At 59.7% G+C, this 13,850-nt stretch carries 8 protein-coding genes; all 8 read left to right on the top strand.

Annotation, left to right across the window (positions count from 1 at the left end):
* The first annotated feature begins 15 nt into the window (after positions 1 to 15).
* The 8 genes from GRI43_RS00090 to GRI43_RS00055 all read left to right on the top strand — a co-directional run bounded on the left by GRI43_RS00090 (position 16) and on the right by GRI43_RS00055 (position 13,825).
* Entirely contained in the window at positions 16 to 3,408 is a 3,393-nt protein-coding gene (locus tag GRI43_RS00090; protein ID WP_235903547.1) for a TonB-dependent receptor, read from the top strand.
* Between the two features lie 94 nt (positions 3,409 to 3,502).
* On the top strand, positions 3,503 to 4,519 hold the full coding sequence (locus tag GRI43_RS00085; RefSeq protein ID WP_160729100.1) for a glycoside hydrolase family 16 protein: 1,017 nt from the start codon (positions 3,503 to 3,505) through the stop codon (positions 4,517 to 4,519).
* 1 nt (position 4,520) lies between these two features.
* On the top strand, positions 4,521 to 5,594 hold the full coding sequence (locus GRI43_RS00080) for a LacI family DNA-binding transcriptional regulator (protein WP_160729099.1): 1,074 nt from the start codon (positions 4,521 to 4,523) through the stop codon (positions 5,592 to 5,594).
* A 3-nt stretch (positions 5,595 to 5,597) separates the two neighbouring features.
* Positions 5,598 to 6,788 carry an MFS transporter gene (locus GRI43_RS00075; RefSeq protein ID WP_160729098.1) on the top strand — a complete coding sequence of 397 codons (1,191 nt, stop codon included), beginning with the start codon at positions 5,598 to 5,600 and terminating at the stop codon, positions 6,786 to 6,788.
* Between the two features lie 107 nt (positions 6,789 to 6,895).
* Positions 6,896 to 9,331: a glycoside hydrolase family 3 protein gene (locus GRI43_RS00070; RefSeq protein WP_235903546.1), complete on the top strand. Its 2,436-nt coding sequence runs from the start codon at positions 6,896 to 6,898 to the stop codon at positions 9,329 to 9,331.
* 25 nt (positions 9,332 to 9,356) lie between these two features.
* On the top strand, positions 9,357 to 10,646 hold the full coding sequence (locus GRI43_RS00065; RefSeq protein ID WP_160729097.1) for a sugar MFS transporter: 1,290 nt from the start codon (positions 9,357 to 9,359) through the stop codon (positions 10,644 to 10,646).
* A 156-nt stretch (positions 10,647 to 10,802) separates the two neighbouring features.
* Entirely contained in the window at positions 10,803 to 12,344 is a 1,542-nt protein-coding gene (locus GRI43_RS00060) for a tryptophan halogenase family protein (RefSeq protein ID WP_235903545.1), read from the top strand.
* Positions 12,341 to 13,825, top strand: coding sequence for a tryptophan 7-halogenase (locus GRI43_RS00055; RefSeq protein ID WP_160729096.1), 1,485 nt, complete (start codon positions 12,341 to 12,343; stop codon positions 13,823 to 13,825). The genes GRI43_RS00060 and GRI43_RS00055 overlap by 4 nt, the downstream gene beginning before the upstream one ends.
* Positions 13,826 to 13,850 lie beyond the last annotated feature (25 nt).

The raw sequence follows: 13,850 nt of genomic DNA, 5'->3' as shown, positions 1-13,850 counted from the left end.
TTTGGGGAGAGAAAATTGTCTAGCGAAATCCTGATCGACCGGAAGAATTCCACCTTGCGTAATTTTGCGTTGGGGACTGCATCTTCGCTCGCCATGACTCTGGCGATGACCGGAACTGCCATGGCGCAGGACACCGCTCCAGCTGACGAAGCAGAAGCAACGGCTCAGGCGGATGACGATACCGTCATTGTCGTCAGCGGCTACCGTGCATCGCTTGGAACAGCGCAAACGGTCAAGCGCGACGCAGACACTTTTGTCGATGCCATTAGTGCAGAAGACATTGGCGCTCTCCCTGACCGTTCGGTCGCAGAGGCTTTGCAGCGCGTACCTGGTGTCAATATCGGCCGTTTCGAAAAAACCACTGACCCTGACCGTTTCTCGGTCGAAGGCACCGGCGTCATCATCCGCGGCCTCCCCTATGTCCGGTCGGAACTGAATGGCCGCGAGATTTTCTCCGCCACGGGTGGCCGCGTTCTCAGCTTCAACGACATTTCGCCGGAACTTCTGGGCCGCGTCGAAGTGTTTAAGAACGTCACTGCAGACATGGTCGAAGGCGCGATTGCCGGTACGGTCAATCTGGTTACCCGCAAGCCGCTGGATACAAACGGCCTCAAGGTCGCAGGTACGATCGGCGCCAATTACGGCGACCTTCGCGAAGAATGGTCGCCAGAGTTTTCCGGACTGATCTCGAACAGCTGGAATACAGACGGTGGTTCCTTTGGCCTTCAGCTCGGCTATGCCTACTCAGAACTGAAGAGCCGCACCGACGCATCGCAAGTAGCAGACCCTTGCTACCGCGCTGACACATTCGATGGGCCGTGCCTTCGTGCGCTGACTGTCGGATCGGGCGGCTTCGTCGGTGATCCGAACTTCGATGAAGCCAATTTCCCGCCAGCAGGCTCGCTGGTCGTGCCCAAGGGCGCAGGCGTTCGCACGACCGATCTTGATCGTGACCGCGAAGCGTTCTCTGCTGTCGGCCAGTACGAAAGCGCCGATGGCCGGTTCCTCGCGACTGTTGAATGGCTTCGTTCCGAAACCAATTTCGACACCGAAGAATTCGCCCTGATCGCCCGTGTGGACGACGAACTGCTGTTCCCGACACCGGCAGATGGCAGCACCTGGCAGTTCGACGAAAACGGCGTGTTCGAAAGCGGCGTACTGACCCAGCGTTTCGGCGATGCCTACGCAACCCCGTTCGGTCGCGGCGGCATTCCGATTGACTCGCTCCGCTTCCTGCGCAGCGCAAAATCGGTAACCGAAGACTTCTCGCTCGATCTGAAATTCGAGGCGACCGATCGCCTGCGCTTCAACTTCGAAGCACAGCATATCGATTCCAAGCTCAGCCGGGATTCGGTGTTCGGTGCACTCAGCACCTTTGCCAATATCGACCTCGACCTGTCCGGCAAAACGCCAAGCGTGCAGTTCCTCGCGCCTCCGGGCTCACCAGCGGATTATTTCTCCTCGGGTGAAAGCACCTATTACTGGTTCGGCCTCGACAGCCGTGAAAAGAACGAAGGCGATCTCGACAGCCTGCGCTTCGATGCCGAATACGACATCAGCGATGATGGCTTTTTCCGCCAGGCACGTTTCGGTGCTCGCTGGGCAGAACGTGACCGTACCACGCGCAACACGAACTTCAGCACATGGGGCAATCTGTCCGCTCCGTGGGCTGGCCGTGCGGGCTGCGCGCCATGGAATGATGGCCCTGGCTGCGCAGCAACCGGCGGCTTCGTTCCCGGGCGCTGGTTCACCGGCCTTCCGGGCCAGGACTTCGCCATTGCAGGCGGTGCCTTCACCGACGAATTCCCTGATTATTCGCAGTACCGCGCCCCCTTCAATGACGGTTTCCAGCGCGGCAACACCCCGCTGCCGATTGAAAACGGTGCCGGCTGGTTCTTCGGCGGTGACGATTTCCTCGGCGAATATCTGGATGGAATCACTGACCAGCAATTCGACGAAATTCAGACCTTCGGCCAGTCGCCAGAACGCTTCAACTATGGCGTGAACGGCCGGACCCGGGTCGACGAACTCACCGGTGAAGTTATCCCGTGTGACATCGAAGGCGTCTATTGCCCCGGCGAAGTTTCGACCGTTTCCGAGACTACCAAGGCAGCCTATGCCCGGGTCGATTTTGGACACGATTTTGACAACGGCATGAGCTTGGTCGGCAATTTCGGTCTTCGCTATGTTGAAACTTCCGTCACCAGCGGCGGCCGGATCGGCTTCCCTGACGCGGGCCGTTTCGACACGCCTGTGATCGAAAATGGCGTTCAGGTTGGCGGCGGAAACGGCGACGGCGTTGTCCAGGTTTCAGAACTGACTGTCGGCTGCCCCGATCCAAGCAACCCGAACGCTGTGGTCCCGGTAAGCCTCGTCGGTATCTGTCAATTGTCCGACGCTAGATTGGCTGAATTTGCAGCTGCCTTCACCGGTGAAATCCTCGACGATAGCCGCAAAATCCGCTTCGATAACTGGCTGCCCAGCTTCAACGCAAAGCTTGATGTCGGCGGCGGACTGCTGTTCCGTGCAGCAGTTTCCAAGGGCATCTCGCGCCCTGACCTGCAATTGTTCCGCGCGGGTGGCGGCATCAGTGACAACACTGTTGCCCTGAATGCGGCAAACAATTTGGAGTCAGGCCCGCTGTTTGCCCTGGAGACAGGCAACCGCAACCTGAAGCCGATCACGTCGTGGAACTACGACCTCTCGGCCGAATGGTATTTCGACGAAGTGGGTTCGCTGACATTCTCGGTCTTCCTGAAAGATATTCAGGGCATCGTTAATGACGGCTTTGAAGTGGTGAACTACACCAGCCCAAGCGGTGCATCGACCGATGTTCAGGTTAAAGGCCCGGTCAACGACCAGGGCGGCGATCTGAAGGGCTTCGAACTTGCCTATCAGCAGACCTATGACTTCCTGCCAGGATTGCTCAGCGGTCTCGGCACGCAGTTGACTTATACCTACGTCGACGGCGGGGACTTCTCGAACCCGAACCTCGCAGCAGTTGGTCAGTCCTCTGTAACGACGGGCATCAACGAACTCGGCGGCGGTGCCTTTACCGGGGCGCAGCCAGTGGCTGGACTGTCCGAACACACGATCAATGCCACGGTCTTCTACGAGAAGGGTCCACTGGCATTGCGTGCGGCATACAACTGGCGCTCCGACTTCCTGATCACCCCGCGTGACGATATCTTCCCGTTCTCGCCAATCTGGCAGGAATCAACCGGGCAGCTTGACGCGTCGATCTTCTATTCGGTGACCGACAACATCAAACTGGGCATCCAGGGCGTTAACCTGCTCGACGAAGTTACGGAAACCACGCAGGTCGTCGACTTTGACGGTACCCGCGTAACCCGTTCGGCGTTCCGGAACGACCGCCGCTTCACCTTCCTGGCACGTTTCGACTTCTAAAAATCCTGCCAGTGTTATGATCTATCCTGCGGGCCCCTGTCTTGATGACCGGGGCCCGCTTCCATTTGCAGCGAATTTAAGGGATGCCCGTCTGATGAAAAACAAACTGACCTGTCTCGCCGTGGGAATCCTCGGTGCTTCATTATCCGCCTGCAGTGCGGCCGGGCCGCAGAAGAGCGAAGTGATCTCGTCCGTCCAACTGCCTGACCGCTCCACCGCGCGCATTCCCGGGGACGAAAGCGGCTGGCAAATGGTCTGGTCGGACGAATTCGACGGCGTAGCGATCGACCGCGGCAATTGGGCGTTCGATGTGGATTGCTGGGGCGGCGGAAATGAAGAGCGCCAATGCTATGTGGATGATCCGGCAAATGCCTCGATCGAAGACGGCAAGCTGGTGATCACGGCCCGCAAGCAGGGGCATGTTGGCCCTGCATATCCACCGCATATCCGGGGTTCGATGGAAGATCCCGACGCGCTGGCGACAAAGCCGTTCACATCGGCGCGGCTCGCAACCCGGGGCAAGGCCGCATGGCAATATGGCCGGATCGAAGTGCGAGCGAAATTGCCGCAGGGTCAGGGAACCTGGCCCGCCATCTGGATGCTGCCAGAAGACAGCGCCTATGGTTCGTGGGCCGCATCGGGCGAAATCGACATCATGGAAGCCGTCAATCTCGGTGTGGAATGCGCCGAATGTCCGGACGGCAGGGAAGACACCATCTTGGGCACGCTGCACTTCGGCGGATTGTGGCCGAAAAATTCCCTCAACAGTTCCGAAATGCACGCGCCCGCCGTGCTGGACGGATTTCACACCTATGGCATTGTGTGGACGCCGGGCCGGATCGAATGGACTTTTGACGGGGCGGTATTCGCGGTGAAGGAAGCGGAAAGCTGGTGGAGCGCCAATTCGGATAAAGCGAACGCCCCCTTCGACAAGCCCTTTCATTTGATATTGAACCTTGCGATTGGCGGCGGACTGCCGGAAAGAAGGGGCGTCGGCGGCGTGTCGGAAAGCGATTTTCCAAAACGCTTCGAAATTGACTGGGTGCGCGTATGGGAATGTGATGCCTCCCCTGGCGTGGAAGGCACGTGTTCCCAAGCAGCGGAGGAATGACATGGCGCGGCGACGTCAGTCGGTAACGATCAAACACGTAGCTGCGGATGCGGGCGTTTCCCTGCAAACCGTCAGCCGTGTCATCAATAACGAAGCCAATGTGCGGCCCCAGATGAAGGAGCGTGTGCAGGCATCAATCGACAAGCTGGGTTACATCCCCTCGATCGCGGCACAGCGGATGAGCGGTTCGCGGTCATACCTGATTCTTGCGCTGAACGACCGCGAGCGGACAATCGAAGACTGGCGTTCGCGTCAGGGTTCGGACTGGGTCGACCAGATGCTGTATGGTGGCATGTTGAAATGCGCCGAATACGGCTATCGCCTGATTTTCGAACTGGTCGACACGCACAATGATCATGTCGAGCGCGAACTTCAGGCCGCGATTGCCGCGCTGCAACCAGACGGTGTGATCCTGACCCCGCCCCATTCCGACAATCCGCTGATCACCGGCGTTCTGCGCGAGCACAATATTCCATTCGCCCAGATCGGTTCGGAAGGCGCGGGCGGCGGAATACCGCTGATCATGGGCGATGAAGGCGCAGCGCATCTGGCAACAAACCATTTGGTGCGGCTTGGGCACAAAAAGATCGGTTTCATCACCGGATCGGCAGAATACCTGCTGAGCAAATGGCGCGAAGATGGGTGGCGCGGCGCGATGGATAACGCCGGTCTTCCCACCGATGGACTATGCGCGGAAGGCAATTTCACTTTCAAGTCCGGTCTAGAAGCGGCGCGTAAATTGCTGGATCAGCCAGCCCGCCCCACCGCGATCATCGCCAGCAATGATCAGATGGCTCTGGCTGTGCTGAAAGTTGCGAAGGAACTTGGCCTCGGTGTCCCCGCTGACCTTTCGATCATCAGTTTCGACAACACTCCGGCAACCCGGTTCGCGCAGCCGCCGATCACTGCAATCGACCAGCCCATCGCTGCCACATCATCGCGTGCGGTCGAACTGATCATCTCCGCCAAACGCGGCGAAGACCTGCCCGATGCCCCCACGGTGATCCCGGCAGAACTGATCGAGCGCGATTCCACCGGACCGGCAGCAGACCGGTCTGCTGCCAACAGCAACTAACGGGTGGACCGCCCCCGCTTCCAGTCGCCGCGGTTCCTGATCCTCTACGCGCTTGCGGCAGCCGGAGGGGCGATCGCCTACGTCCCTTTTCTGACGATTCTGCTGCCTATGCAGGTAACCTCGCTGGTCGGTTCTGCTGATGTCGAATGGCTCGCCTATTGTGCCTTTGCCGGGGCGGTAGCCGCAAGCATCGCCAACATCGCGTTCGGCTGGTTCAGCGATGCCACCCGCAACCGAAAATCATGGATGCTCGCGGGTCTGGGGCTGTCCAGCGCAGTGCTGGTGTCCATGTCCCACGCGCGCGATATGGAAACGCTGATCGGCCTGATCGTGCTCTGGCAGGTTTTCCTGAACATGATGCTGGCTCCGCTTGCCGCATGGGCGGGTGACTGTGTGCCCGACGGGCAGAAGGGCATATTGGGCGGGTTACTGGCATTTTCGCCAGCTGCAGGTGCGCTTGCCGCAGCAATTGTGACCTATCCCGGACTGGCTGGGCCCGATGCACGGTTGGTCATCGTGGCGGTGATCGTTGCGGCATGCGTATTGCCGGCAATCCTGTTTGGTGCCCCGACTGAGTTTCCCGAACTCAACCGGCCCACCGCGAGCGATGAAAAACTGATCCAGACCACCGAAACCGCCCGCTCTGTCGTGGTCAGGATGTGGCTCGCGCGGCTGCTGATCCAGATTTCCGAAGCCGCGCTGTTTGCCTATCTGTATTTCTGGTTCCGTTCGGTCGATGGATCGATGACCGACAGTTCGGTTGCGCGCATTTTCAGCGTGATCCTGATCGCATCGATACCGGTCGCATTGTGGACCGGCCGGTGGGCCGACAGGACCGGGCGGCCCATCCTGCCCCTGCCCGTGACCGCCGCGCTCGGCAGTGCAGGACTGGTCGCTATGGCGCTATCGTTCAGCCTCGAAACTGCCATTGCCGGTTATGTGCTGTTCGGCATAGCAACATCCGTATTCCTCTCGCTGCACACCGGGCAGACCCTGCGCGTTTTGCCGAAACCGCAAACGCGCGGGCGCGATCTGGGGATATTCAACCTGACCAATACCGGCCCTTCCTTGGTTGTGCCGTGGATGGCGATTGCACTCGTTCCGGTGTTCGGATTTTCCGGACTGTTTTACCTGCTTGCCGGCCTAGCCCTGCTGGCCGCGTTCCTGCTCGCCAGTCTGCCCCGCCCCAGATAGCCGCTTGCTTTTGAATCTCGCCTCTGTAAAACCCCTTTTTGAGAACGTTCACACAATGCGCCAGACGGTTTCAAAGAACACGGCGTCAGTACGTTAAAGAGGATGGGATGAGGGTGCGATTTCTTACACTTGCAGGGGCAGTCGCCCTTTCGGCTTGCAGCAATACGGGGCCGGTGCAGAGCGCCGCGTCCGATGCGCCGCCAGCCGCCGAACAATCGGCGGTGCCGCTTTCCGCAATGTCTGCAGAACAGATAGTTCAGGCGATGTCGGTCGAACGGAAAGTCGCGCAGCTTATCATGCCCGACATTTCAACGATTACGCCGGACGATGTGCGCACCTATCGCTTCGGATCGATCCTGAATGGCGGCAATAGCGGGCCCGGCGGCGATGATCTGGCGCCGGCGCCTGAATGGCTGGCGCTGGCCGACGCTGTCTGGGAGGCTTCTTCCGCGCCGCTTGCGAACGGTGAACCGGCGGTCCCCGCACTATGGGCCACCGATGCAGTGCATGGTCACAGCAACATTCCCGGCGCAACGATCTTCCCGCACAATATTGCCCTTGGCGCGACGCGCGATGCAGAGCTGATGGAGCGGATCGGCGAGGCGACGGCAGCTGAAATCGCCGCAACTGGAATCGACTGGACGTTTGCCCCGACACTGGCGGTCGCAACTGACGATCGTTGGGGCCGCACCTATGAGAGTTTCTCTGAAGACCCGCAGTTGGTCAGCAAACTGGGCGAAAGCACCATTTGGGGTCTGCAAGGCCGGCCTGGAAGCGAGGGTTTTCTCGACCAGACGCGGGTAATCGCGACTGCCAAGCATTTCTACGGCGACGGCGGGACGGGCGGCATCGATCGCGGTAATACTGCCGGTTCCGATGAATTCCTGCGCAGCGTGCACCTTGCACCTTACAAGCCGGCAATCGGCGCAGGCGCACAAACGGTCATGGCATCATTCTCCTCCGTTAACGGAGAAAAGATGCACGGCAGCAAGCGTTTGCTGACCGATGTTCTTCGCGGCGAGCTCGGCTTTGGCGGGCTCGTGGTTGGTGACTGGAACGGTCACGGGGAACTGGACGGCTGCACGAATACCGATTGCCCGCAATCGCTGATGGCCGGGCTCGACATCTTCATGGTTCCGGAAGACTGGAAGGGTCTTTACCAGTCGCTCCTGTCACAAGTGAACGATGGCACCATTACGATGGAACGCCTCGATGAAGCGGTTATCCGCATTCTCAAGGTCAAACAGAATTACGGCCTGTTCAGCAAACCCAGGCCTTCGGAACGCAGCCTTGCCGGTGATTACTCGGTGATCGGGGCTGATGCGCACCGCGCCATCGCCCGCGAAGCCGTGCGAAAATCGCTTGTACTGCTGAAGAATAACGGTGTCCTGCCGCTGAAACCGAACGCGGCGATCGAAGTTGCCGGGGCGGGCGCGGACTCAATTGCCATTCAATCGGGCGGCTGGTCGATCACCTGGCAGGGCGGCGGCGAACTGACCAACAGCGATTTCCCCGGCGCGACTTCGATCTTTGCCGGACTGGCGCAGGCGATGGCGGAGGCCGGCGGCACTGCCCGGCTAGCCTCCGATTCTGCGGCAGGCGCAAACCCCGATGCAGCAATCGTCGTGTTTGGCGAAGAACCTTATGCCGAATTCGTGGGCGACCGCGAAGATCTGGCCTTCCGCGATGAAGAGGGGCTGGAAATGCTGCGCGAATACAAGGAACGCGGCGTGCCTACTGTCGCCGTATTCCTGTCCGGCAGACCGCTATGGGTGAACCGCGAGATCTCGCTTGCCGACGCGTTTGTTGCCGCCTGGCTTCCCGGAACCGAGGGCGCCGGCATCGCCGATGTGCTGGTCGGAGATGCCGATGGGTCGCCGCGCCATGACTTTACCGGAAAGCTCGCCTTTGGCTGGCCGTCAAACTGCGCCCCCAACAGCGGCAACCTGTTCGAATTCGGACAAGGCGGCAGCTTTGCCGCTTCACCCGCTTTGCCGGCGCTCGATCTTGAATGCGCGTTGCTGAATCAGGACTTCTCCAATGGACTGCGCATTTTCGAACGCGGCCTCAACCAGGCAATCACCGCCAGCGCAGCCGATAGAGGCGGGCAAGCGGACTTGACCAACCTGGTCGGCAAAAGCCCGGAAAATGCAGTTAGCATCGCAGCCTTCGACAAGGATGCTCAGGAAGATGCGCGCCGGATTACATGGAGCGCGCCGGGAACGGTCGTTTTCGACTGGAAACGGCAGGCGTTGCCTGAAGCTGGCGCACTCAACCTGACCTACAAGGTCGGCGCACGGCCGCAGGGGCAATTGCTGCTGAAGCCGCAATGCGAAGGATGCGACGATGCGATTGACCTGACATCGACCGTCGCACTCGCGGCGAACCTTGGCTGGCGCACAATGCAGATACCGCTGAGCTGCTTGTCGGACGGCGAACTGGCCGGTTTCACACTGGAATCTTCATCCGCATACGAGTTCGAGATGGAAATCGCCGGAATTGTGCCGCAAGCGAATGATCAGAAATGTACCGGCCCGTTCTGAGGCTGGACAAGGGAGGGAATACACCATGGCTCTAGCGCCAGACGTTGCGTCGAGCACCGATCCGAATCCGATCGAGGCAGAAGACATCCATGTAAACGAGCCGGGTCTGCAATGGTTCGTGTTCGCGCTGTTTTTCATTTTCGGCGGTATCACTTCGCTCAATGACGTGATCATTCCCAAGCTGAAGGAACTGTTCACCCTCAATTACACGCAGGCGATGCTGGTTCAGTTCTGCTTCTTCGCGGCCTATTTCGTGATCGGGATACCCGGCGCAAAGCTGGTGAAACGGATCGGATACATGCGCGGCGCGGTTGCTGGCCTGTTGATCATGATGACCGGCTGCCTGCTGTTCATCCCCGCATCGCAGACCGCGACATACAGCCTGTTTCTGTTTGCCCTGTTCGTCCTCGCCAGCGGGGTCGTGGTGGTGCAAGTCGTGGCAAACCCGCTGATCAGCCTGCTTGGCCCGGCAAAAACCACCCACAGCCGGCTGACTTTCGCGCAGGCATTCAATTCCTTCGGTACTTTCATTTTCCCGCTGGTTGGTGCTGGCCTGATCCTCGGCAGCTTGGCCAACGTCAGCGCGGAAGACCTCTCGGGTGCTGAACTCGACGCCTACCGCTCGCTGGAATCGGCAGTGATCGTGAACACCTATGTCGGTCTGGCGATTGCGCTGGCGATCGTGGCCGCGGTCGTATGGATGTTCCGCAACCGCCTGAAATCGGAAAAGCACGAAGCGAGCGCCGGCCTTGCCGGGCTGGATCTGCTGACGCGGCCCCGCTTCCGTTTCGGCGCGCTATCGATCTTCCTCTATGTTGGCGGTGAAGTCGCCATCGGTTCGATCATCATCAATTACCTGTCGCAGGACTTCGTTCTGGGGCAGCCTGAAAGCGTGATCGGCTGGATGGTCGCACTGTATTGGGGCGGCGCAATGGTTGGCCGACTGATCGGTTCGGGCTTGCTGCGGATCGTCAGCCCGGGACTGCTGCTGGCAACCGTAGCCGCAGGGGCAATCACATTGATCGTGATTTCCGCCAACACCACCGGCGAGCTTTCTGCCTATAGCCTGCTCGCAATCGGACTGATGAACGCGATCATGTTCCCGACGATCTTCTCGCTCGCATGCGAGAAGCTGGGTACCCGCGCAGCGGACGGATCAGGCATCATCAATGTCGCGATCTGCGGCGGCGCGGTTGTTCCGCTGCTTGTCGGAGCTGTTGCCGATGCGACCACATTGGCATTTTCGCTGGTCATTCCTGCGATCTGCTATGCGGTGATTGCCGGCTTCGGGATTTTCGCCCGCAAGCCTGCCTGACCGAAGACAGCCTATGATCTATGCGGGCGGGCAGGCTTCGGCGTGTCCGCCCGTTTCATTTCCGCCACGCTGCCGATCAGCACCGCATCGTGATTGCCGCGCCCGGTTGATCTTCCATGACAATCTGCGAATGCTCCTCTCAATCGGGAGTGAACGTTGAAAGATCGGTCTGACAGGCTAGTCCGCAAAATCGTGATCGTTGGCGGCGGCACGGCTGGCTGGATGACTGCAGCCGCCTTGTCGCACCGCCTGTGCGGGCTCGGCTTGGACATAACGCTAATCGAATCCGCCGAAATCGGCACGGTTGGTGTGGGCGAGGCGACACTGCCGCAGATCCGATATTTCAATCAGGCGCTTGGCATTGACGAAACCGAGTTGATGGCCGCCACCAGCGCCACGATCAAGCTGGGCATCCAGTTCTGCGATTGGGGCCGGATAGGGGATAGCTATTTCCATCCTTTCGGCGCGTATGGTGACACCATCGGCCCGGCAGATTTCCATCACTACTGGGTCAGGCAGGCCAGCCGTTCCGGCTGCGAACCGTTCGGAAATTTCAGCTTCCCGATTGTCGCTGCCGAGGCGGGGAAATTCGACCTCCCGGGTCCGCAGAATGAAGACGGGCCGACCGCATATTCCTATGCCTTCCAGTTCGATGCGAGCCTCTACGCCGCATTTCTGGGCCGCTTTGCACAGCAGCGCGGCGTCCGGCGCTTAGAGGGCAAGATCGTGTCCGCAGCATTGGACGGTGAAAACGGTTTTATCCGTTCTGTCAGCCTTGAGTCTGGCGAAACTTTCGGGGCGGACCTGTTTATCGACTGCTCCGGTTTTCGCGGCGTTTTGATCGAACAGGAACTGAAGACCGGGTATGAGGACTGGAGCAAGTTCCTCCCCAATAACCGCGCCTATGCAGTGCCCTGCGAAATGAAGGGACCACTATCGCCATATACACGCGCGACAGCGCGCGAAGCCGGATGGCAGTGGCGTATCCCGCTGCAGCACCGGGTTGGCAACGGCCATGTCTATTGCGACAGCTATATCAGCGACCAGGACGCGCTCGACCAGCTGATGACCACGCTGGAAGGGAAGCCTCTGGCTGAACCCAAGCAGCTGTTCTTCGCGACTGGCAAGAGGCGCAAGATGTGGAGCAGGAATTGCGTCGCAATCGGTTTGTCCGGCGGTTTTCTGGAGCCGCTGGAATCGACCAGCATCGATTTGATTCAGAGCGGTATCGACAATCTCGTGGCGCTGTTCCCGGAACAGGAATGCGCTGTCAGCGACGCGGATGAATACAACCGCCTGATGGATGCCGAGTATGCCCGGATCCGCGATTTCCTGATGCTCCATTATGTCGCTAACCAGCGCGAGGATTCGCCTATGTGGCGTGATTTTCGCGAGAGCCAGATGCCAGATAGCCTTGCTGCGAAAATCGACGCGTTCAAATCGCGCGGGCTGGTTCCGGATTTCACGCAAGGGCTGTTTCTGGCGCCCAGCTGGCTATCCGTCTTTATCGGCCAGAACGTGATGCCCGAAACGTGGGACCCGCGCGCCGGCATGATGCCCAAACAAGAGCTTGAAACAAAACTGGGCCAGGTTTCCGCAACTATCCGCAAAGGCGTGGACGCGATGAGAACCCACTCCCGGTTCATCGCCGAATCCGGTGCCGCTTTCCAGCCGCCAGAGGCAGGTCAGCGCCAATGACCGATCAGCCGCATCTTGCAAAAATCGCTCTATTCGGCGCTTCCGGCGATGTCTGGCCGGTAGCCGCATTGCTGGCGGGCAGCCTGCCGGACCAGACAAAGCTGACGATCGTCGAGACATCCGGAAGCGGCATCGGCACCAATGGCGCAATGGTAGTCCCTGCGGCACACCGATATTTCGAGCGGTCGCAGATAGACATAGCTGACCTGCTCAAACGCTCCGACGCCTCGGTCGGAATCGGCATCACGCATCTCGGCTGGCTCGGTGCGGGAAGTGAACTGTTTCTCGGGCCGTCCGGTTCAATGCCAAAGATTAACGGAGTGCCGCTTCACCAGATCATGCTCCGCGCAGCGATGCTGCATGATGATCGCAGGCGGCTGGCACATCTGCTCGAACCATTCCGCCTGCCTTCGCGCGCCGCAGCCGCAGGAAAACTCAGTTGGCCCGCCGGAGAGGCCGGCTCGCCCAAGCAAATGCTCGGTCCGCAGATCCAGATCGGAATGAACGCTTTCGCTGAATACCTGCGCGGGCGATCCACTCGCGACCGGTTCGAAACTTTACAAGGAATAGCCTCTGCAGTCGCGACTGGCGGTGAGAATACTGTCCGCTCCGTCTTGCTGGAAGACGGCCGCGAAATTGCTGCAGACATTTTCATCGACTTATCCGGCGAGATTTCAGATTTTGCGGTGCTGGAGCAGGGTACGCATCCGAAGCAGTCGGTATTTGAATTCCCATTCAGTCAGCTGCGTTCGGGCTTCATTCCGGCGGCGGAAGGGCAGCGTAGCTTCAATCCTGCCGCGGAGGCGATCGAAGGCGGCCTGATGATGCGTACGACACTTCCATCTGGCACCATCATAGAGGCGCTCGCCAGCGAAACCGGGCACGAGGCCGCCGGCATTGGCAATCTTCCCGCCAGCGATATGACGTGCGCAGATTTCCGGATGTTTTCGACCGCTGATCCGTGGAGCGGCAATTTGGTCCGCATGGGCACAGCGGCGTGCGCGCTCGGTCCGTACCATTCGGCAGACCGGCTGCTGCTGCTGGAACAAGCTTTGCATTTCGCCGAACTGTTACCCGCCTCGGCCAACATGGCTGCGGAAGCGCAGGCCTATAACGCGCGGCAAGCAGCCTCATTCAGTCAAGTTCGAGATCGCGTGCTTGCGCCGTTTTTGCTGAACCACAGAACCGACGCGGCGTGGACCGCTTGCCGAGAGGTGGATGTGCCGGAAAGCCTGCGTATCAGGATGGATCAGTTTGCTGCCAGAGGGCGGCTGGTGACTTTCGAGCATGAAATCACCGACGAACAGGAATGGATAGACCTGTTCATTGGATTTGGACTGATACCGGATCGGTGCGACCCGCTGGCGCTGACACTGGATATGCAGAAACTGGTGCCGGTCCTCGGGCGGATCGCCAGCGATCTGGGCGCCATCGTTGCAGCGATGCCGGACCACAAGGCGCCTTTCCGCGCGCAGGGTTGAGCAACGGGGCCATTACTTCCTCCGG

The organism is Pontixanthobacter luteolus (genome assembly GCF_009828095.1).
GTDB lineage: Bacteria > Pseudomonadota > Alphaproteobacteria > Sphingomonadales > Sphingomonadaceae > Pontixanthobacter > Pontixanthobacter luteolus.
The sequence above is the reverse complement of the archived record's forward strand: the minus strand, read 5'-3'. Positions and strand labels throughout refer to the sequence as shown.

Coding starts and splice junctions, on each gene's coding strand:
- GRI43_RS00085 (WP_160729100.1), top strand. CDS start 3,503: ATGAAAAACAAACTGACCTGTCTCGCCGTGGGAATCCTCGGTGCTTCA.
- GRI43_RS00080 (WP_160729099.1), top strand. CDS start 4,521: ATGGCGCGGCGACGTCAGTCGGTAACGATCAAACACGTAGCTGCGGAT.
- GRI43_RS00070 (WP_235903546.1), top strand. CDS start 6,896: ATGAGGGTGCGATTTCTTACACTTGCAGGGGCAGTCGCCCTTTCGGCT.
- GRI43_RS00065 (WP_160729097.1), top strand. CDS start 9,357: ATGGCTCTAGCGCCAGACGTTGCGTCGAGCACCGATCCGAATCCGATC.
- GRI43_RS00055 (WP_160729096.1), top strand. CDS start 12,341: ATGACCGATCAGCCGCATCTTGCAAAAATCGCTCTATTCGGCGCTTCC.